At 60.6% G+C, this 20,724-nt stretch carries 12 protein-coding genes; 10 read left to right on the forward strand and 2 right to left on the reverse strand.

Annotated features, from left to right (window positions below):
- The first annotated feature begins 18 nt into the window (after positions 1-18).
- The 7 genes from bcsR to SB13_RS08320 all read left to right on the forward strand — a co-directional run bounded on the left by bcsR (position 19) and on the right by SB13_RS08320 (position 12,288).
- Positions 19-225 carry a cellulose biosynthesis protein BcsR gene (gene bcsR / locus SB13_RS17275; RefSeq protein WP_072000230.1) on the forward strand — a complete coding sequence of 69 codons (207 nt, stop codon included), beginning with the start codon at positions 19-21 and terminating at the stop codon, positions 223-225.
- Positions 216-947 (forward strand): cellulose biosynthesis protein BcsQ, encoded by a 732-nt coding sequence (gene bcsQ, locus SB13_RS08295; protein WP_026739895.1) that lies wholly within the window; start codon positions 216-218, stop codon positions 945-947. The genes bcsR and bcsQ overlap by 10 nt, the downstream gene beginning before the upstream one ends.
- Positions 944-3,538, forward strand: a complete 2,595-nt coding sequence (bcsA, locus tag SB13_RS08300) for a UDP-forming cellulose synthase catalytic subunit (RefSeq protein WP_026739896.1) — start codon at positions 944-946, stop codon at positions 3,536-3,538. The genes bcsQ and bcsA overlap by 4 nt, the downstream gene beginning before the upstream one ends.
- Positions 3,539-3,557: 19 nt before the next feature.
- On the forward strand, positions 3,558-5,861 hold the full coding sequence (gene bcsB / locus SB13_RS08305; protein ID WP_026739897.1) for a cellulose biosynthesis cyclic di-GMP-binding regulatory protein BcsB: 2,304 nt from the start codon (positions 3,558-3,560) through the stop codon (positions 5,859-5,861).
- The gene (bcsZ, locus tag SB13_RS08310) at positions 5,858-6,970 is read left to right on the forward strand and encodes a cellulose synthase complex periplasmic endoglucanase BcsZ (RefSeq protein WP_026739898.1); all 1,113 of its coding nucleotides are present in this window, start codon (positions 5,858-5,860) and stop codon (positions 6,968-6,970) included. The genes bcsB and bcsZ overlap by 4 nt, the downstream gene beginning before the upstream one ends.
- Positions 6,952-10,449 carry a cellulose synthase complex outer membrane protein BcsC gene (bcsC, locus tag SB13_RS08315; RefSeq protein WP_026739899.1) on the forward strand — a complete coding sequence of 1,166 codons (3,498 nt, stop codon included), beginning with the start codon at positions 6,952-6,954 and terminating at the stop codon, positions 10,447-10,449. Before bcsZ ends, bcsC begins: the two co-directional genes overlap by 19 nt.
- Positions 10,450-10,698: 249 nt before the next feature.
- On the forward strand, positions 10,699-12,288 hold the full coding sequence (locus SB13_RS08320) for an EAL domain-containing protein (RefSeq protein WP_235202391.1): 1,590 nt from the start codon (positions 10,699-10,701) through the stop codon (positions 12,286-12,288).
- A gap of 58 nt (positions 12,289-12,346) precedes the next feature.
- Here SB13_RS08320 and SB13_RS08325 read toward each other — a convergent pair whose 3' ends face one another.
- Positions 12,347-13,498 (reverse strand): alanine racemase, encoded by a 1,152-nt coding sequence (locus SB13_RS08325; RefSeq protein ID WP_026739900.1) that lies wholly within the window; start codon positions 13,496-13,498, stop codon positions 12,347-12,349.
- Positions 13,499-13,820: 322 nt separating this feature from the next.
- Between SB13_RS08325 and SB13_RS08330 the strand changes: the two genes are divergently transcribed.
- The gene (locus SB13_RS08330; protein ID WP_026739901.1) at positions 13,821-14,837 is read left to right on the forward strand and encodes an acyltransferase family protein; all 1,017 of its coding nucleotides are present in this window, start codon (positions 13,821-13,823) and stop codon (positions 14,835-14,837) included.
- An 89-nt stretch (positions 14,838-14,926) separates the two neighbouring features.
- On the opposite strand, the gene SB13_RS08335 is transcribed toward SB13_RS08330, so the two are convergent.
- The gene (locus SB13_RS08335) at positions 14,927-16,093 is read right to left on the reverse strand and encodes a pyridoxal phosphate-dependent aminotransferase (protein WP_026739902.1); all 1,167 of its coding nucleotides are present in this window, start codon (positions 16,091-16,093) and stop codon (positions 14,927-14,929) included.
- A 387-nt stretch (positions 16,094-16,480) separates the two neighbouring features.
- On the opposite strand from SB13_RS08335, the gene SB13_RS08340 reads away from it, so the two are divergent.
- Both SB13_RS08340 and ggt read left to right on the forward strand, forming a co-directional pair.
- The gene (locus SB13_RS08340) at positions 16,481-18,757 is read left to right on the forward strand and encodes a molybdopterin-dependent oxidoreductase (protein WP_026739903.1); all 2,277 of its coding nucleotides are present in this window, start codon (positions 16,481-16,483) and stop codon (positions 18,755-18,757) included.
- 195 nt (positions 18,758-18,952) lie between these two features.
- Positions 18,953-20,716, forward strand: a complete 1,764-nt coding sequence (ggt, locus tag SB13_RS08345) for a gamma-glutamyltransferase (protein ID WP_026739904.1) — start codon at positions 18,953-18,955, stop codon at positions 20,714-20,716.
- Positions 20,717-20,724: the final 8 nt, after the last annotated feature.

Here is a 20,724-nt window from a genome sequence, read left to right on the forward strand (position 1 = left end):
GATAACCATCAGTGGACGATGAAAAGAGAAAACGCTGTTTATAAAAACGCGGGTTGCTTACAGCCGCAAAATGACATTGCCATATTGAATAAAGTTTTTTCATTAGCGCCTATTCGGTATGTCGATATTGCCAGAGAAAATCGTCTGGCCAGAGTTATTGCACGCTGGTCTCTACTGCATGAATTTAATTCCAAGCAGCGAGAGATTTGTGACTCATGCCAATAATTGCTTTCCAGGGAATACGCGGCGGCACCGGAACCACCGCACTCACATCCGCGCTGGCCTGGGCTCTTAACCAGAGCGGGGAATCGGTCATGGCGTTGGACTTTTCTCCCGCCAATCAGCTTGGCACCCATTTCAACACGCCGGTGTCCTACTGCGACGGCTGGATGCGCGCAACGCTGGACGACGGTGACTGGCGGGAAAACGCCCTGCGCTATCTCGCCGGCCTCGACTTCATGCCGTTCGGCCGCTTGGACGCCGAGGAGCAGATGCGCTATCAGACGTCGTCGGATTTCCTTCAGCCCTGGATCGACGATCGCCTGAACGCCCTGCGTCAGGACTACCGTTGGATCCTGCTGGATGTGCCAGCGCATCCGCTTCCGTTAACGCAGCCACTGCTGCACGCGGCAGACCGGATGATTCGCGTGATCACGCCGGACGCCAACTGCCATCTGCGGCTGTATCACGACCTCGTCGACGCCAACCACCTGTATCTTATCAACCAATTCAACGTCAACCGCGCCGTACAGCGGGATCTGCACCAGCTGTGGAGCAGCACGCTGCAATCGCTGCTCCCGGTCATCGTCCATCAGGATGAAGCCCTTTCCGAAGCGATGATGATGAAGCAGCCTGTGGGAGAGTATCGCCCATCCAGTCTGGCGGCGGAGGAGGTGGCGACGCTGGCCGCCTGGCTACTCCTGAACGTGACGGAGCAAAAGGCATGAATGTATTACGCTGGCTGCTCTGCCCGCCGATTCATCAGGCGCTGCAGCGCCGCTACCGCAGCTATCGTCACCAGGGCGTGTCCGGCCCGACGGCGTGTTTGCACTGTCTATGGGTCGTGCTGGCATGGACCTTCTGTCGTCTGGAAACGCCCGTCTGGCAGCGCATTATCGCCGAACAGCGTCAGCTGTTTCCGCATATCGCCTCGCAGCGGCCGCGACCGTTGGACGCGCTGCGTTACCTGCTGCAACTGGCCTGGCTGCTGCTGTTTTTCCCTAGTGACGCGCAGCGTTCGTCGTTCAGTTGGCTGCTGAACGGTCGTCGGCGTCTTTACCGTTGGCTTGACGGCCTGCCGGAGCGCGCTTCCCAGCGCCGGCTCCCCGCGCGGGCCGAGCGCCGGGTCAGTCGGCTGCCGCGCTGGCTGCGACGGCTCACCCTCATCGGCTGCGCGATCCTCGTCGGGCTGCTGGGACTGCTATGCATCTCGCAGCCGTTCGATATCACCACCCAGTTTATTTTCGTCCTGTTGCTGTGGGGCATGGCGATGGTCGTGCGTCGGCTGCCCGGCCGTTTGCCGACCATCATGCTGATCATGCTGTCGCTGACTGTCTCCTGCCGTTATCTCTGGTGGCGCTATAGCTCGACGCTTAACTGGGACGACCCGGTCAGTCTGGTCTTCGGACTCCTGCTGGTCGTCGCGGAAACCTACGCCTGGGGCGTACTGGTTCTGGGCTATTTTCAGACGCTGTGGCCGCTGCACCGCCAGCCGGTCGCCCTGCCCGACGACCCCAAGGTCTGGCCGACGGTCGATCTGCTGATCCCCACCTACAACGAACCGCTCAGCGTCGTTAAACCCACGCTCTATGCCGCGCTGGGCATCGACTGGCCGCAGGACAAGTTGACCATCTACGTACTGGATGACGGCGACCGCGCGGAGTTTCGCGAGTTCGCCGACAGCATCGGCGTTCGCTATATCGCGCGCTCCACCCACGAACACGCCAAAGCAGGCAACATCAACCACGCTCTGCGCACCGCCTGCAGCAGCGAATACGTCACCATTTTCGACTGCGATCATGTGCCGGCGCGTTCCTTCCTGCAGATGACGATGGGCTGGTTCCTGAAAGACCCGAAGATGGCGATGTTGCAAACGCCGCATCACTTCTTCTCGCCGGACCCGTTCGAACGCAACCTGGGCCGTTTTCGCCGTACGCCGAACGAAGGCACCCTGTTCTACGGACTGGTTCAGGACGGCAACGACGTCTGGGACGCCACGTTCTTCTGCGGCTCCTGCGCCATCATCCGTCGCAGTGCGCTGGATGAGATCGGCGGCATCGCCGTCGAAACCGTCACGGAAGATGCGCACACCTCGCTGCGTCTGCACCGGCTTGGCTACTCGTCGGCCTATATCCGCATCCCGCAGGCGGCCGGGCTGGCGACGGAGAGCCTGTCCGCGCATATCGGCCAGCGCATCCGCTGGGCGCGCGGCATGGTACAGATTTTTCGTCTGGACAACCCGCTGATGGGGAAAGGGCTGACCTTCATGCAGCGGCTGTGCTACGCCAACGCCATGCTGCACTTTCTCTCCGGCATCCCGCGGCTGATCTTCCTGCTGGCTCCGTTGGCTTTCCTGCTGTGCCACGCCTACATCATCTTTGCGCCGGCGTTGGCCATCGCCATTTACGTGCTGCCGCATATGCTGCACACCAGTCTGACCAACTCCCGCATTCAGGGACGCTATCGTCACTCGTTCTGGAGCGAGGTGTATGAAACCGTGCTGGCCTGGTATATCGCCCGGCCCACCACCGTCGCGCTGTTCAACCCCAACAAGGGCACGTTCAACGTCACCGCTAAAGGCGGTTTGGTGACCCAGAAACACCTCGACTGGGTGATCACGCGCCCCTACGTCATGCTGGTGTTGCTGAATCTGGCGGGGCTGGTCATGGCGTTCTGGCGGCTGTACTACGGTCCGCAGAACGAGGTGCTGACCGTGGTCGTCAGCCTGATCTGGGTGCTGTACAACATGGTGATCCTCGGCGGCGCCGTTTCCGTCGCGGTCGAAGCCCGGCAGCTGCGCGAGTCGCACCGTGTGGACATCGATATGCCCGCCGCGCTGGCGCGGGAAAACGGTCATATGCTGCCCTGCACGCTGCGCGACTACTCGGACGGCGGCGTTGGCGTGGAGCTGCGGGACGAACTGGCGCTGCGCGCGAAAGAGAAGGTGTTTTTGATACTGCAACGAGACGGTCAGGAGTTCTACTTCCCCTGCTACGTCCAACGCGTTCTGGGACGCGCCGCCGGGATTCGGCTGCACAATCTGACGACCGAACAGCAGGTCGACTTTATCCAATGCACGTTTGCCCGCGCCGACACCTGGGCGCTGTGGCAGGACAGCTTCCCTCAGGACAAACCCCTGCATAGCCTCGCGGATATCGCCGTACTGGGTTTCAAAGGTTACTTACGTCTGGCTGAGTACGGACCGCCCCGATTACGGCGGCTGTTCATGATGCTCACGACGTTCGTCGCCTGGATGGCTTCATTTTTTCCCCAACAGGTCAGGATCAACTCTGCCGGCGCGTCCGGCCAGAAGGCATGACCTCACTGATGATGACACAATGACAAGAAGATTACGTTGGTTCACTTTTATACTATTTGGACTCTCTCCAATGACTCATGCGGACGTGCTCTCCGAGCATGCCGCCCCGGCGGATACGGTTGCCGCCATCGATAATGCCGCGCCGCAGAGCGTGTCCGAGCAGACGGAGACGACGGCGCCGCTACGCGACAGCCTGCTGCCGTTCAGTCGTCTGGCGCCTCCGCCGGGCAGCTTCCAACTGCAAGGGATGCGCCCGGACGGTCAGATAGAGTTCGGCGTGCGCAGCGATGAGCTGGTCACCCGGGCCGTACTGCAACTGAGCTATCGCCCGTCGCCCGCGCTGCTGCCCTCGCAGTCGCATCTACAGGTGTTTCTTAACGACGCGCTGGTGGGCATCGTCCCCATCACGGCCGAACAGTTGGGCAAAAATAACCAGACCCAGCTGGAACTGGACCCGCGTTTTATCACCGACTTCAACCGCGTCCGTCTGTCGCTGGTCGGCCACTACACCAACCAGTGCGAAAACACCACCAACACGGCTATCTGGATGGCGGTGGGTCAGGACAGCGCGATGAAACTGACGTTGCAGAAGCTGCCGCTCAAGAACGACCTGTCCCACTTCCCGGAGCCGTTCTTCGACAGCCGCGACACTCAGCCGCTTCAGCTGCCGGTGGTCTTCTCCGCCCGCCCTTCGACGACCGAACAGCGCGCCGCGGCCATATTGGCGTCCTGGTTCGGCGTCAAAGCCGACTGGCGCGGACAGCGTTTCCCGGTGCTGTATAACCAGCTGCCGTCGCATCAGCACGCCGTTGTATTCGCCACCAACGCGCATCGTCCGGACTTCCTCAAAGATTATCCGCTGGTCGACAAACCCACCGTGGAGATCCTCAGCCAACCGGACGATCCGTACAACAAAATGCTGCTGGTACTGGGCCGGGACGACAGCGATCTGATCACCGCCGTTCAGGGGATCGCTCAGGGCGATGTCCTGCTGCGCGGCCAGTCCGCCACCATCGACAACGTCCGTCAGTTAGCGCCGCGTCTTCCTTACGACGCGCCGAACTGGGCGCATACCGATCGCCCGACCCGTTTCTCCGAGCTGCAGCAATATGACGCGCAGTTCCAGTCGGACGGGTTGCAGCCTTCACCGATCTCCCTGCTGCTGAGACTGCCGCCGGATCTGTATCTGGTGCGCGAGCGCAGCATCGACATGAACGTGATGTACCGCTACACCTCGCCGCGTCAGAACGATGGCTCTCGCCTGGCCGTGAACCTGAACAATCAGTTTGTGCAGGACGTGCCGTTGACGACGAAAAACAGCAGCGGACAGTGGCTGCTGCACGTCCCGCTGATTCAGGGACAGCAGGACACCAATACGGCGGTGACGCTGCCTGCGCTGCGCCTCGGGGCGGCGAACCAGCTGCGTTTTGACTTCGACTACGCCGCCCACCAGATCGGTGGTATTCAGGAAGAGCGCTGCGAAACCGTGATGCCGGTCGCCAACCACGTTGTGATCGACGGCGACTCGACCGTCGACTTCTCCGGCTATCGTCACTATCTGGAAATGCCGTCGCTGCGCGCCTTCGCTAACGCGGGCTTCCCGTTCAGCCGCCATGCGGACCTGTCGCAGACGCTGCTGCTAGTGAACGCGCACCCGCAGCCGGCCCAAATCAGCACGCTGCTTAACGTAATGGGCAATATCGGCGCACAGACCGGCTTCCCGGCCCTCAACGTTCGCATCGCAGACGACTGGGAGCAGGCTGAAAACCAGGACGTGGATCTGCTGATGATCGGCGGTCTGCCGGATAATCTGCGCGAAGGTCACGACGTCAATCTGCTGGTAGACACCACCAAAAGCTGGGTGAAAAAGCCGCTGCGTCAAATGGCGCTGGATACGTCGGTCGCCGCCTCCGAGCGTAAGGCGGAAAGCCAGACCACGATCCTGTCCGAGGGTCCGATGGCCGCTATCGTCAGTTTCCAGTCCCCTTACCACGATCAGCGCAGCGTCGTCGCGCTGCTGGCCGATACCCCGCGCGCCTACGCGCTGCTGAATGACGCGCTGAACGATACCGGCAAACGCGCCGCCATCTTCGGCGCCGTCTCCATTATTCGCGAGTCCGGCGTCAATAGCCTTCGCGTGGGCGATACTTGGTTCGTGGGCTACCTGCCGTGGTGGGAAAGCATCTGGAGCGCGATGGCGTCTCATCCCGTCTGGCTGGCCTCCCTCGCCGTCTTCATGGTCATCCTGTTGGCCCTCATGACCTGGCGACTGATGCGCCGTATCAGCCAGCGCCGCCTCGACGACGAGGACGCGTCGCTGTGAAACGGCTGACCGTTTACTGCTGTGGTTTGCTGGCGCTGCTGTTCAGCAGCGTCACAACCGCGGAGTGCCGCTGGCCGCAGTGGGAGCAGTTCCGGCAGGCCTATATCAGCGCCGACGGTCAGGTCATCGATCCCCACGAGGGCGACCCCATCACCACCTCCGAAGGACAAAGCTACGCGCTGTTTTTCGCCCTGGCGGCGAATGACCGCGACAGCTTCGACCGTATACTGACCTGGACGGAAACCCATCTGGCGAACGGCGATCTGACGCTGCATCTACCCGGCTGGCTGTGGGGACGCGATGCCGCGACCGGTCGCGAGACGCTGCTGGACGATAACTCCGCCGCCGACGCCGACCTGTGGATCGCCTATTCGCTGTTACAGGCCGGAAAGCTGTGGCAAAGCCGCACTTATCAGGTCATGGGCACCCTGCTGCTCCAGCGCATCGCCCGGGAAGAAACGGCCGAGATCCCCGATCTCGGCCCGGTGCTGCTGCCGGGCAAACATGGCTTTGCGTCCCAGACAAGCTGGACGGTGAATCCAAGCTATCTGCCGCCGCCGTTGCTGGTCAGCTTCGCCGAGCAATCCAGCCTTTGGTCTCGCCTGCATCGCACGACAATCAAGCTGTTGATCGATACCGCGCCGCGCGGATTCTCGCCGGATTGGATCGTCTGGACATCGGGAGCGGGCTGGCATTTCGATGAGACCAAAGGCCCGATCGGCAGCTACAACGCCATTCGGGTCTATCTTTGGGCCGGAATGCTGGAGGATGGCGACCCGGACAAGACGCCGCTGTTGCAGGCGTTTATGCCGATGGCCCGCTATGTGGAAGCCCACGGCGCGCCGCCGGAACGCGTCAACGTCAGTCATGCCGCTGGCGACCCACTCGGCAACGTCGGCTTTTCCGCCGCGCTGCTGCCGCTGCTCCAACCCTCACCCGCCCTGTCCGACCAACGCCAAAGAGTGTGGAATACCCCTTTTAGCGAACAGGCCTATTACCGCACCGTTCTGACCCTGTTCGGCACCGGTTGGGACAGCCNCTTTTTCCGCTTTTCGCCGCACGGCGATGTCATCCCCGCCTGGAAAGAAACATGCGTAACATCAAGATAAACTGGCTGCGATTCATGCTGCCTGCCCTCGCCGGACTGCCCGCCGCGCCCGCCGTCTCCGCCGTCGCTGCGCCCGTGACGAATAACCAGCGCGGCATTCCGCCCGTCAGCTGGCTGCTGCAACAGGTTCGGATGGGGGAAACCACTCACCAGCTGGAACTGGTGAAGCAGTCGCTCTATCGGCTGGAAAATATCGCGCCCGATAACCCGGACGTCCTCGCCGCCCTGTTGCGGCACGCGCTGATGCAGAGCGACAGAGCCAAAGCACAGAGTTACATGGACCGGCTGAACGCCGAGGCGCCGAATTCCGCGGCCGCCCGGGAGTCCGCGGTCAGTATGATGCTGGCGACGGCAGAAGGCCGTCAGCAGTGGCAAGAGGCTCGTCTGCTCGCGGCCTCAGGTCGTCTGGTGGAGGCGAGAGCGGGCTACGATGCGCTGTTTCACGGCGTCTACCCCACCGTGGACACCGCCTATGAATACTGGCGGCTGGTGGCGCGCATTCCTGGTCAGGAGCCGCTGGCGCTGAAACAGCTACAGGCGTTGGAGCGGCGCTACCCCGGCAGCGTCAGCGTACGGATGCAGATTGCCCGGATGCTGTTCTCAAAGGACGATGTGCCGCAGGCCGTCGCCATGATCCATGCGCTGGCCGACAATGCCCGCGGGCGCGATGACGCCGCCGAGCTGTGGCTTAAATACATCAAAGCGCAGCCGGTTACCGACGACAGCGTGGCGCAACTTCGCGACTATCTGACGGTGTTCACCAGCGGCGAAGAGTACCAAAACGGGCGACAGGAGCTTACGCGTCAGCAGGCGCTGCTGGCCGACCCGGTCTTTCAACAGCGCGCCGCCAGTCTGATCCGCATCGCTCAGGGCGAGGGCGCGACGGCCATCCCGGCGCTACAGAAGGCGCTGCGCGCCAATCCCCAGGACGCCGAAGTGCTGGGAGCGATGGGACAGGCGCTGGCACGCAGCAATCAGCGCGCCGCCGCGGTCCGCTATTTCGAGCAGGCTATCCAGGCCGACAGCATGAGCCTCAAGGTCGCCAAATGGCAAAGCCTGCTGCAATCCACTCGCTACTGGCTAGCTCTTGATGCCGGAGACAGCGCGCTCGCCGCGCGGGATCTTGAAACCGCCGAGCGACAGTACCGGCAGGCGCGTTCACTGGATGACGGCGATAGCGATGCGGTGATCGGGCTCGGCGACGTGGCGCTGGCTCGCCATCATCCCAGCGCGGCGGAACAGCTATACCGTCAGGCGCTGCAGATGGACAGCAACGCCGCGGCGGCGCGGCGGCTGGTGGCGCTCTACCAGCAGGAGTCGCCGCAGAAGGCGATGGCGTTTATCGAGAACGGACTCACACCCGCGCAAAAACACGCCCTGCTCGCCACCCTCAACGCGCTGCGCAGCGACACGCTGCGGGCCGACGCCGACCGTCTTGCCGCCCAATCCCGCTGGACGCTGGCGGTCGAGAAGTACCGCGAGGCGATCGGCTTCGCGCCGAATGATGTCTGGCTGCACTACCGTCTGGCCACCGCGCTACGCGCCGCCGGACAGCCGCAGGAAGCCGACAGTGAAATGGAGGCGATGTCGCGCCAGCAACCGCACGACGCCACTCGTCTCTACGCCTACAGTCTCTATTTGTCCGGCAGCGATCGGGCCCATCGCGCGCTGGCGCTGCTGAACAGCGTGCCGGAAGCACGTCGTGAGCAGAGCCTGCAGGATCTGATGACCCGTCTGCAGCAGGAAGAGATTTATACCCGCGCTTACGCGCTGCACGCCGCCGGACGGGATGCGCAGGCGCACAGCCTGTTGTCCACGCTGCCCGATACGCCGCGCCGCGACATCGTGCAGGCCGACTGGGCGCTGGAGCAGGGAGAGGCGAATACGGCGCTAACCGGCTATCAGCACGTACTGACGCAAGACCGGTTTAATAGCGACGCGCGCATCGGTCAGGCAGAAGCGCTCGCCGCTCTGGGCCGTGGACAGGAGGCGCAGACGACGCTGAATACGCTGTCGGCAAGCCCCGTCGAACCCTCGCTGGATCAAGGCAGGCGTACCGCCAATCTGTGGTGGCGGCTGGGCGAACCACAGCGGGCCAATTCACTGTATACGCAGTTGAAGCGCCGCGCCGAGCAGACGCCGCCCTCCCCGGACGGCGCGCGGGTTTACCGTGACGCCGCCCACCTCGCCCGCCAACAAGGGCATCCCGACGAGGCGCGGGAGGACTATCGTCAAGCCATGGTCGACAGCGGCATCACCCCGGCCCCGCCGAGCGATAACGCCGCCTTCACCGCCTTGACTCGCCTGCGCCCGCAAGACAGCTGGCTACAGCGCTCGGTGCGTGCCGACGCCGCGTCGCTCTATCGCCAGCAGGACACCACGCTGTCGGTGGCGCAGGATTATTCGCGCAACAAGGGGACCGGCGGTCAATCCGACTTCACCGCGCATACCACCATGCTGCAAGGGGAAACGCCGGTTGCCGACGGGCGAGGATTCCTGCGTGCAGACCACGTCGCCGTCTCCGCGGGGCAATTCAGCGCCGCCAACGGCACGCATACTAGCCTGTTCGGCACCTGCGCGGACTCCGGCTGCAGCCGCGATCGGACACAACGCGCGGAGGGCGTGGCGCTGGGCGCGGGCTGGCGTAATCAGGACTGGAGCGCGGATGTAGGAACGACGCCGATAGGGTTTCGCGTCCTGAACTGGGTCGGCGGTATTAGCCGCAAAACCGACGTCCACGATGTGGGCGTGACTCTCACCGCTTCCCGCCGTCCTATCTCCAGCTCGCTGCTGGCATTCGCCGGCGCGCGGAACCCAGGCGGCGGCAACAGCAACACCTGGGGCGGCGTCGTGGCGACGGGAGGCTCGGTCGGCCTGAGCTACGATCGCGGCGGCGACCACGGTCTGTGGGGAGACATCAGCGCGCATCGCATCGACGGTAAAAATGTCGCCGGGAATCAGCGCCAACGCCTGATGGGGGGATACTACTACAAGCTGATCAACGAAGATCATCGCCGCGCGNCCGTCGGTTTCAACAGTATGTTTTGGCGTTACCAGAAAGATCTCAGCGGTTACACCTACGGTCAGGGCGGCTACTACAGTCCGCAGCGCTATCTGTCGCTGGGGGTGCCGGTCACGTATCGGCAGCGTATGGAAAACTGGTCGCTGGATTTGGGCGGTTCAGTATCCTGGTCTCGTTCGAAAACCGCCGGTCAGCGGCGTTATCCGGTCTACCCCGGATTTTTCAGCGATCAGGCCTCGTCCAACGGTAGCAGTCAGGGGATCGGCTACACCTTACAGGCACAGGTGGAACGACGCCTGACGGAACATTGGACGCTGGGCCTCGGCGTCGATATCCAGAAAGCCAAGGACTATACGCCCAGCCATGCGCTCCTCTATCTGCGCTATTCGGAAGCTGGCTGGCAAGGCGATATGGATATGCCGATCCAGCCGATGACGCCTTACGCAGACTTTAAATAGCGTCTTTACCGGCGCGGTCGCCGCGCCGCGATAGCGCCTACTCTCCCCGACCTGCCCGTACGGCAGGTCAATTCTTTCCCTATTGGCTTCAACAACTTTTTCCCTCGGCAGGACGGCCGGTGCTACACTTGTCGCATAAAGATTTCTGACATAATGCGTCTGGTATAGAACCGCTTTTCGCTGTTTCCCTCCCTTTTCGAATCAGCAATCATGTTCTGAATCACCTGTAGAATGGAGGCTTCCTTGGTCGTGTATAGTCGCATTCAGGCTCGTAAATACAGAGCAGGACTCCTTGCAGCCGCCATTTTTCCCCTGATTCTCGGCATCATCTTTAGCTATATCATCGCCAGACAGGACGTAAAGCGCGACCTGGAAGCGACGACACAGGTGATTCTGCATCAGGCAGAAACGATCAACAGCATGGCCTGGAATCAGGTGGCCAAGCTCGCGCCTCTGGAAGGGAAATCGTGTGATTCGGTACTTAACGATCTAATAAGGCAAGGCACGCTTTCCGCCTATTTCCGCTCGATGGGGCTGCTGCGCGGGCAGGATATGTACTGCTCCTCCGTCTCCGGCGAACGGGTCGTCCCGCTGACGCAGATCATCCAGTATCCGTTACCGGCGGTACAGCCCGAAATGTGGAGCATATCGGTGCCGCGTACGCATGGCGTGGCCTCCCGCCCCGCCATCATTTTTACCCGACAATTTTCGCCAACCTACGGCGCATTTGTGGTGGTCGACGGTCAGTATCTGCTCGACTTCATGAGCGCTATCAATAACGCCCGCCCCTATTATCTGACCGTTCAGTTCAACGGCGGTTTTCGTGTCCAGGAAGGCGAAAAGAGTCAAACGCCGCATTGGTTTATCTCGCCGCTGTTTCACGAACGCGCCTCCAAGCGTTATCCGATCATCGTCAGCGCCGAGGTCCAACCGGAGGAGATCCAGCAAGACTGGTTCAATGATTTCCTGACGTTCCTGCCGCTGTCGCTGTTTCTGTCGCTGACCTTCATCTACATCGTACGATCCTGGAAAAAACGCAAGATGTCGCTGCGCGATGAGCTGCGCAAAGGGATCCAATCCAATGAGTTTTCTGTCTATTACCAGCCGTTGTACGATATCAAAACGGAACGCTGTATCGGCGCGGAAGCGCTGCTGCGCTGGTTTAGACCGGGCGGTCGCACCATCAGCCCCGACATTTTCATCCCCTCCGCCGAGAACGAGGGGCTGATTATTCCGCTGACGCATCATCTGTTTAAACTGCTGGCCGCCGACGTGAGCCAGTGGACGTTGCCGCAGGATTTTCGGCTGGGGATTAACGTGGCCGCGGCGCATATTCACCATCCCAACTTCGTGAATGATATCCGCCAGCTGGCGAAAACGCTGCGGTCCCAACGCGTTCAGATCACGCTGGAACTGACGGAGCGCAGCCTGATCAGCGATACGCATGACGTGGTGAAGAAGCTAACGCAGCTTCGGAGCGAGGGCATTCTGATCGCGGTGGACGATTTCGGGACGGGCCACTGCTCCCTGTCCTACCTGCAAATGTTTCCGCTGGACTATCTCAAAATAGACAAAGGCTTCATCGGTACGATCGAATCCGCGAATCGGGACACGCCGGTGCTGGATGCGATCATCAATCTCAGCCACCGTCTGGCGCTTAGAATGGTGGCCGAGGGGGTCAACTCCGCCTATGAATATGACTACCTCAAACGGTGCGGCGTGCAGCTGATGCAGGGATATCTTTATGCTCGCCCGATGAGCAGCGAGGCGCTGATGGCCTGGCTGAAAGAGCAAGGCCAGCAAAAATTCGTCGCCGCGCCGGAGACCGAAACGGCGTAACGGCGCTCACAATACGACGCGCGCAGGCGGCCTTATTGCCGCCATCCGCTTTCTCCTGCTACAGGAAGCAGCCCCGTCCTTCCGTCTGCATCACCTCTCCCGCATCATCCTCCCCGCGCAACACCCAGCTGTTGAACTGGGCCATCACCGCGCAGGAGTGATTGGGGAAGACCCGCATCAGGCTGCCCAAACGCGGCGGCTGTCCCTGATGCGGGACAAAACCGTGCTCTTCGGAAAGTTTCTCCACCGTATAGGCCAACGGCAGATGTTCGCTGATGGCAATCCCCCAATGNCCCGCGCCCGTGCCATGAGGCCCGCGATCGGACGTCAGCGCTTTTGAACCGGCATCGATAATCGCATAGCGGTCGTTAATGGCCACCACCCGCGCCACGACGCTCATCGCCAGATCGTCCGGTTGGCACAGTCCAAGCCGAATCGCCGTTAAATCGAGCAGCGCGTAGTTGCCCGGTCGAATCTCATCCGTCCCGGGTGCGATCGGCGCCCCCAGCGCCGTCGGCGTCGCCCCGGTGGAGAGCGCACAGCGGCTGACCGCGCCGTGTTGCAGAATGCGCGTCTGCAGTTGACGCAACAGCGTCGCTTCATCTTTCGCGATGGTCTGGATTTCGGTGATGCCCGACGCGCCATAGGCATGACCGGCATGGGATACCAAGCCGCCGAACCGCAGCTCGGGACAGCGGGCGACATGCCCCGCCAACGTGACGCCGTCTTCGCTATGCGGATTGACGCCCACCCGCCCCAACCCCACATCGACCTTCACAAACACCGTGACGGGATTGTGACCTTGTTCCCGCACCGCGCGGGCGATGGCTTCTACCCCCAGCGGTTCGGCAACGATGAAAGACACCCGCGCCCGACGATAGGCCGCCACGACCAACAGCTCGCGAATGCTCTCGGGGATAATCACCGGATAAGCCAGCAGCACATCCTCAATGCCGCCTTCGATAAAGGCGACGCCTTCGCTTGGTTTGGACACCGTGATCCCCACTGCGCCCGCCGCGATCTGCCGACGAGCGATCACGACGCTCTTGTGCGTTTTAACGTGGGGTCGCAGACTCACGCCCGCCTCATCCGCCTTCAACTGCATCTGCCGCAGATTCCGCTGCAAGCGTCGATCGTCGATCTCGATATAGGGCGTCAACCTATCGTCGCGGTAGGGCCGCAGGTAATCCGATCCCCGGTTCTGGCGCATGGCAACACTCCTGATGATGAAGAGACAAACGACGAAGCGGGTCGAAACCCCGTTCGACAGGTCGCGAACAGCCCGGTTTGGCGTCGGCGACAGAGACGTTCCGATAGTAATACCTCCTCCGTCGATGGGGGGAAAGTAAAAGTGACGTCATCGGCGGTAGGTGACGACCGGATGAAAACAGCCGCGACGAAATCAACGTCGGGAAATAGAGATAATTCTGTTTATGGTTAGAAAGCGTAGTATTTCGTTGAGAATGAAAATAGCTTCACCTACTCTGAGCCTCAGAAATAGCCCCGACCCACGGAGTTTCAGAGTCATTACTATGAATAAAAAACTGAGTTATATACAGTACTTGCGTGGTATTGCCGCCGTCATGGTTATTTTCGCGCACACCACCACGGCCATCTATGATGGCGGTATTCAAAATGGATACCGACTCGAAGATCTCGGCACGTTGGGCGTCTATATCTTTTTCATCATCAGCGGTTTTATCATGATGAAGGCGACGTATAAAAAGATCTGGTCGCCGCAAGAAGCGAAAACATTTTTGATCCACAGATTTAATCGCGTGATTCCCCCTTATTGGTTCTGGACAACCGCCTTGCTGGCGCTGTGGTTTGCCGGGCTGGCGTTAAAGAGTCATCACTTTGATATGGGCAAAATCCTCAGCTCCTACCTGCTGTTGCCGCGCATCGGCGAGGACGGGCGCATTAACCCGATCTTGTCTCAGGGGTGGACGCTGATTTACGAAATGTTTTTTTATTGCCTGTTTGCGGTGTGTATTTTCTTCGGTAGGAAAAACCGTATATTGCTGACCCTTTCGTTCTGTTTCCTGCTGTCCTTTCTCATCGGGAAATGGCTCCCGGCGGATACGGGCGCCAGCATAGTATTGACTAACCCCATTCTGCTGTATTTTTTGGCGGGAATGGTTATTTTCTTTGTATCCGAGCGATTGACCGTGAAAAACGGCTTCTTATTATCCGCGATGGTTCTGGTCCTTTATCTGGCTTGCCGACTCTTTCAACCCACCTGGCTGCCCGTTGTTTTTTATATCAGCCCGCTTTTCATCGTGCTATTTTCCGCCTGCTCTTTGGAAGGGTGGACTTCCCGTACGTTAATGCTCATCGGCGACGCTTCCTACTCTATTTATTTAGCGCACGGTTTCGTCACCATGACGTTGTCGATGTTGATGAAAAAGCTGTCCGTCAGCGACATCAATCAAACGGCGGTGATTATTCTGACCACGCTGGTTTCGTTGGCCTTTGGGATTGTTGCCTACCGGGTCGTGGAAAAACCGCTGACCGCGCTCATCCCCAGCAAGCGCGCCGTCAAGGCTTGACGTACCTCGGCGACGAGGTGCGGTGGGAAACATCATGATTCCGTCAGATGCGGCATATCGGCCGCATCTGACGCCTCGCCGTTAAACGCCTACAGCCAACCCTGAGCTCTGAACTCCCGCATCAGCCGGGTGAAGGTGTGCATCTCTTCCGGCGTCCCCATCGAAATGCGACACCAGTCGGTGGCGGGCGGAAAAGCCCGGCCAATCAAGACGCCGTGTTCTTTCATGCGCTTCTGATACCCCTCCAGCGGCACCTTGATGCGGTGGAACAGGAAGTTGGCTTCGGACGGGAGATACTCCAGATCCAGCGATTTCAGCGTATCGATCAGAATCTGACGGGACGCATCAATGGTTTTCTTGCTGTAGTTAATGAAAGCCTTGTCATCGAGCGAAGCGCTGGCAGCCGCAATCGCGCAATAGTTGAGCGACTCGGACGTGTTGTAGTTCGCCATCTTCGTCAGAAGTGCGGGATTGCCGATCGCATAGCCTGCGCGCATCCCGGCCATCGCGAAGATCTTCGAAAAAGTCTTCAGCAGGATAATGTTGTCATACCCTTCACGGATCAGCCCATCCACCGACCGGAATTGGCGATCGTTAACAAACTCGGCGTAGGCTTCATCCACCAGGAACAGCGTGTCCTTCGGCTTGCTTTTAATCCACGGCTCGATCAGATCCGCAGGCGTGATAGTGGCGGTCGGATTGTTGGGATTAACGATGTAAACGATGGTCGGACCGTCGTAGGACGCGACCGCTTTTTTCATCCCCTCGATATCAAACTTCCAGCCCGGCAACATGGGCAACCGAACGATATTCATCCCCATGACCTTGGCGTACTTAGGGCCGCCCTCGTAAGTCAGCTCGGGGATAACCAACTGGGTTTTCTCCGTGCCCAGGGCCTCGAAACTGGACCGAATCCCCTCGCAGGAGCCTTGCAGCATCAGCACCTTACTTTTATCCACGCCGTGCAGCCCGGCGATTTTCTCCTGCAACAGCCCCTCTTCCTTGTAGGGATAGCGGTTGGCTTTGGCGATAGCCAGCCGGGCCGCCTCTTGCCCCTTGGGCGACATCCCCAGCGGGTTTTCGTTGTAGTTGATGCGAATCACCGACTCCGTGGTGCCGCTGCCGCTTTTGCTGCTGGTAATAGAGGAAGCCAGCGCCGATTTGTTCAGCCCTGCCAGCGCCAAACCACCGAGTAACGCCCCTGAATATTTGAACATCTCGCGGCGTTTTTGATTGATATGGGTTATGTCGCTCATATGCCTGTGATCCCTTAGGTGAATATACACAACTTTACACAAGCAAAGGTTATACCAACCATACACAGGATAGCGTCATGCCCGAACCAGCCAAATCCGGGGTTGCCGCTGGCAAGGTGAACCGGCGCCTGAAACTGGTATTACGCCGCTCGGTCAGGTGTCATCATCCCGCGCACTTCAAGGTCTTCCCGAGGTATCATCCCACCCCATCAAGGTGATTAAAAATCAACCACATGCACCTTAAGCGATATTCGGCTGCACTAAAAAAGCGCCGCCCCTCTTTACCATCTGGTCCACATCGTGTTTATTGCTTATCCGGATCATTATCCGCAGACAATACATGCCGGCTCTTCGGCGAGGAAAAACCACTGATTTTCCGAGGGCACTATGACAATCACGCGTTACCCCCATCTCGCGCACTGGGGCGCATTTACGGCCGTAGTGGAAGACGGCAGGCTGATTGGCTGCGAGCCGTTTGCCGCCGATCCCGATCCGTCTCCGATGCTCGACAGCATTGTGCCGCTGGTCTATTCGCCGCAGCGCATCCGCAAACCCGCCGTCCGCCGTTCCTGGCTGGCTAAACGGGAAAACAGCGACACCTCGCTGCGCGGCAAAGAGCCGTTTGTGGAGGTGGACTGGGACGTCGCGCTGGATCTGGTGGCCGAAGAAAACCGGCGCGTGCGCGACCGTTATGGCGCAGACGGTCTGTTCGCCGGCTCCTACGGCTGGTCTTCCGCCGGACGCTATCACCACGCGCGCTCCCAGGTGCGCCGCTTTTACTTCAGCGGCGGCGGCGCGGTCGATCAGGCGGGCAACTACAGCTGGGGCGCGGCGCAGTTCTTCCTGCCTTACGTCATCGGCACCTTCCATCCGCTCACCGGGAAAGTCACCGAATGGCGCAGCGTGGCGGATCATTGCCAGCTGTTTATCGCTTTTGGCGGTCTGGCGCTGAAAAATGCGCAGGTGGCTTCCGGCGGCGCGGGTCAGCACACGCTGAAAGTCGCGCTGGAGACGCTCAAGGCCAGAGGGATCCCGGTCATCAACATCAGTCCGATGCGCGACGACTGCCCGGCGTTCGTCGACGCGGAGTGGATACCGATTCGCCCCAACACCGACGTGGCGCTGATGCTGGCGCTGGGATTTGAGATCCGCCGTCGAGAAGCTGATGATCGCGCGTTTCTCGAACGCTACTGCGTGGGCTACGAGGCGCTGAGCGATTATCTCGACGGCCGCACCGACGGCACGCCCAAAACGCCTGAGTGGGCCAGCGCCATCACCGGTATTCCAGCCGAGCGGATCGCGCGGCTTGCTCAACAACTCATCGGCGTGCGCAGCTTTATCACCTGTTCCTACTCCGTACAGCGCGCGCATCGCGGCGAGCAGCCCTACTGGATGATGATCGCCCTGTCCGCCATGTTGGGTCAGGTCGGCCTGCCCGGCGGCGGCTTCTCGTTCGGACACGGCTCGATGAACAGCGTCGGCAACGAACGGATCGCCACCCCCGCCCCGGCCTCGCCTTCCGTGCCGAATCGCGGCAGCATTATCCCCGTCGCGCGCATCGCCGACATGCTATTGCAGCCCGGCCAGCCCTATACGTTCCAGGGCCAGACGCACACCTATCCGGATATCCATCTGATCCACTGGGCGGGCGGCAACCCGTTTCACCATCACCAACAGCTCAACCGGCTGGTGGAAGGCTGGCGCAAGCCGGATACCGTGGTCGTGCAAGATATCGTCTGGACGCCCGCCGCCCGCATGGCCGATATCGTGCTGCCGGTCACCNCCACGCTGGAACGCAACGACATCGGCGGCTCCTCGCGGGATCGCTACATTTTCGCCATGCATCAGGCCATTGCGCCCCAGCATCACGCACGTAACGATGTGGATATCTTCAGTGAGCTGGCGGAACGGCTGGGCTACGGAGACGACTTCACGCAGGGCCGCAACGAGCGCGACTGGCTGGCGATGATGTACCAGCAGTGCCGCGAACGTCAGGGCGACACGGGACAGGCGTGGCCGGATTTCGAGGCGTTCTGGCATCAGGGTTTCGTCGAAATTCCGATGGACGACAAACCGTTCGTGTTCTTTGAAGCGTTCCGCGATGACCCGGAGCAGCACGCGCTGAAGACCCCCAGCGGTAAAATCGAACTGTTCAGCGAAACGCTGGCTGGCTACCGCTACGATGACTTCGGTCCGCATCCCGAGTGGCGTCCGCCGGTCGAATGGCTGGGCGCCGATATGGCGCAAAAATGGCCGCTTCACTTTATTTCCATCCAGCCCTCGGACCGGCTGCACAGCCAGCTCGGCAGCACGCCGCAGGTCGCCGCCAACATGACCGCCGGGCGAGAAACGCTCTATATGCACCCAGAGGATGCCGCCGCGCGCAATATCGCCGACGGCACGCAGGTTGAAGTGCATAACGCGCGCGGACGCATTTACGGCGGGGTCAAAATCACCGACGGGGTCACGCCCGGCGTGGTCATCATGTCCACCGGCGCCTGGTTCGATCCGGGCTGGGAGCAGAAGGAGTGGGACAAGGTGGAGAAATCCGGCAACGCGAACGTGCTGACGCTGGATATCGGTACCTCTTCCCTCACCCAGGGACCCAACGCCATGAGCTGCCTGGTCGAGGTGGTCGCCGCACCGGAAAACGCGACGGTCTGACGTCCTCGTTCGCGCCAACGGCCCTTAAGACAGGGCCGTTTTCTTTTGCATCACGCCCTGGTACTTGATGGCCAATTTTCTGCTCACGAATGGTTCCCTCGTCGTGGACGGCTCCGTATGCTGTTTAATCACCGGCGGATAGCCTTGCCGGATATAAAACCAACAGAACAGGTACTACATCGACAGGAGCTAGGGATGACATCAGGAAAAGGGTGGTTAGCATTAAGCCTTTCAGGACTACTGACCGTGGGACCGGCCTATGCGGTCTCCATTCCAGCCGTAGAGGCGAAACAGGGCATGGTGGTGAGTTCGCAGCACCTGGCTTCGCAGGTTGGCGTTGATATTCTGAAACAGGGTGGGAACGCGGTGGATGCGGCGGTCGCCGTCGGCTACGCCCAGGCGGTGGTTAACCCCTGTTGCGGCAATATCGGCGGCGGCGGCTTTATGACCGTGCATCTGGCGAACGGTAAAGATACCTTCATCAACTTCCGCGAAACCGCGCCGGCGGCAGCCAAAGCCGATATGTATCTGGATGCGGAAGGAAAAGTGAAGCCCGGCGCCAGCCTCTACGGCTATCTGGCGGTCGGCGTACCCGGCACCGTCATGGGGCTGGAGACCGCTCGTGAAAAATACGGCACGATGAGCCGTCAGCAGCTGCTGGCGCCGGCCATCAAGCTCGCGCGCGAAGGATTTATCCTGAACCGCGGCGACACCGATATCATGAACACGACCGTGAAACGTTTCCGACAAGACCCGGAAGCCGCTCGTCTCTTCCTGCGTCCCGATGGGTCGCCAATGCAGCCGGGCGACCGGCTGGTGCAAAAAGATTTAGCCCGCACGCTGCAAAGCATCGCCGATCGCGGTCCCGACGCCTTCTACAAGGGAGAGCTGCCGCGCAACATCGCGGCGGCGGCGAAAAAAGGCGGCGGAATCATCACCGCCGCGGACTTCGCTCGCTATACGGTCACAGAAACCGCGCCGATTAGCTGCACCTATCGGGGCTATCAGTTCATCTCTTCCCCGCCGCCCAGCTCCGGCGGCGTGACGTTGTGTGAAACGCTGAACGTTCTGGAAGGCTATGATCTCAAAAGCATGGGGTTTAATTCCGCGCAGGCGATCCACACGTTGACCGAGGCGCTGCGCCACGCCTACAAGGATCGCAATACCTATCTGGGCGATCCTGCCTTTGTACGCAACCCCATTGACCATCTGCTGAGCAAAACGTACGCCGCGGAGATTCGCAGCCAGATCGACCCGGAGAAGGCCACCCGGTCGACGCAGGTCACACCCGGCGCTGAACCGCGCGAGAAGCCGGAAACCACCCACTATTCCATCGTCGACAATCAAGGAAATGCGGTGTCAACCACTTATACCGTCAACGGGCGTTTCGGCGCAGTCGTCATCGCCCCCGGCACCGGCTTCTTCCTGAACGATGAAATGGATGACTTCACCGCCAAAGTGGGGGAAAAGAACCTTTATGGATTAGTCCAAGGGGAACGGAACGCCATCGCGCCCGGGAAACGTCCGCTGTCATCCATGAGCCCGTCGCTGGTCACCAAAGACGGGAAGATCTTCTTGGTGCTGGGATCGCCCGGCGGCTCGCGCATTATCAGCATCACCCTGCAAACGGCGCTCAATATCATCGACTTTGGGATGACGCCGCAGGAAGCGGTGGATGCGCCGCGCATCCATCATCAGTGGCTGCCGGACGAGGTCTACTACGAACGCCGCGGTTTGTCCGCCGATACGCTGAAGCTGCTGGCGGAACGCGGATATAAGATGGTCGAACAAACGCCCTGGGGCGCCGCCGAGCTGATTATGGTCGGTCTTCCGGGTATCCAAGGCGTGGAGCCCGCCAATTCGGGCAATGACTCTGCCGTGTCCGATAAAGTGCGCGAAGGCTATCTGTATGGCGCCAATGACTCCCGGCGACCCGCGGGATCGGCGGTTGGCTACTAGCGGGTAAG

It is taken from the genome of Lonsdalea quercina subsp. quercina (genome assembly GCF_000688695.1).
In the GTDB taxonomy this organism is placed as follows: Bacteria; Pseudomonadota; Gammaproteobacteria; order Enterobacterales; family Enterobacteriaceae; genus Lonsdalea; species Lonsdalea quercina_D.

Coding starts and splice junctions, on each gene's coding strand:
- bcsR (WP_072000230.1), top strand. CDS start 19: ATGAAAAGAGAAAACGCTGTTTATAAAAACGCGGGTTGCTTACAGCCG.
- bcsQ (WP_026739895.1), top strand. CDS start 216: ATGCCAATAATTGCTTTCCAGGGAATACGCGGCGGCACCGGAACCACC.
- bcsA (WP_026739896.1), top strand. CDS start 944: ATGAATGTATTACGCTGGCTGCTCTGCCCGCCGATTCATCAGGCGCTG.
- bcsB (WP_026739897.1), top strand. CDS start 3,558: ATGACAAGAAGATTACGTTGGTTCACTTTTATACTATTTGGACTCTCT.
- SB13_RS08330 (WP_026739901.1), top strand. CDS start 13,821: ATGAATAAAAAACTGAGTTATATACAGTACTTGCGTGGTATTGCCGCC.
- SB13_RS08335 (WP_026739902.1), bottom strand. CDS start 16,093: ATGAGCGACATAACCCATATCAATCAAAAACGCCGCGAGATGTTCAAA.
- ggt (WP_026739904.1), top strand. CDS start 18,953: ATGACATCAGGAAAAGGGTGGTTAGCATTAAGCCTTTCAGGACTACTG.